Here is an 867-nt window from a genome sequence, read left to right on the forward strand (position 1 = left end):
GGTTCATTGTAAAATGAAATCGGACACATAAAAAAGTAGAACATACAGAATCAATCTGGTAAAATATCTTTGCACAAACACTACCAGGAGGTTCTGTATGTCCCACACTCATTCTACCACAAAACGCCGCACATTCAAGCACTTAAACGCCTATCAGCGCGGGCAGATCGAAGCGATGCTGCGTCTCGGTGTCCCCAAGGTGAAAATCGCCAAAGACCTTGGCATCGCCCGCTCCACCTTGTACGAGGAAATAAAGCGCGGCACGGTAGCGCAGAAGCGTTCCGATTGGACGTACTATGAGCAGTATTTTGCACAGTCCGGTCAAATGCGCTATGAGCGCAATCGTGAGAACTCCGGAAAGCCGTCCAAATTTAACGCTGCACAGGACTTCATCCGGTATGTAGAAAACGCCATTCTCAAAGACAAACACTCTCCTGATGCAATCTGCGGGCGTGCCAAGCGTATGAATCTGTTCGAGGTGTCTGTCTGCACAAAGACCATCTACAACTACATTGCGATGGGGCTGCTCAAGGTCAAAAACATCGACCTGCGACAGAAGGTACGCCGTCGTAAGCGCAAAGAGAAAAAGAACCATGACGACGGCAGGACGCTCGGTGAGAGTATTGACCGCCGTGACCCTCTTGTTGACGAACGCTCCACCTTTGGAAATTGGGAACTTGACACCATCGTCGGGAAAAAGGGAACGGATCCTGTTCTGCTTGCCGCAGATGAACGTAAGAAGCGAAAGAGACACCTTATAAAGATTCGTGCAAAGACCGCAGAGGCGGTTGCCGAGGGGATTGCCAAACTAAGAGAGCTCTATGGGGCACAATTTTCACAGGTATTTCGTACGATCACCTGCGACAA

1 protein-coding gene is annotated in these 867 nt (G+C 49.6%); it reads left to right on the forward strand.

Annotation, left to right across the window (positions count from 1 at the left end):
* Positions 1-97: 97 nt before the first annotated feature.
* Positions 98-867, forward strand: a 770-nt coding sequence (locus HMPREF9166_RS11615) for an IS30 family transposase (RefSeq protein ID WP_009443041.1), incomplete at its 3' end; no start/stop codon positions are given.

Origin of the sequence: Selenomonas sp. oral taxon 149 str. 67H29BP, assembly GCF_000146365.1 — a bacterium.
GTDB lineage: Bacteria > Bacillota > Negativicutes > Selenomonadales > Selenomonadaceae > Centipeda > Centipeda felix.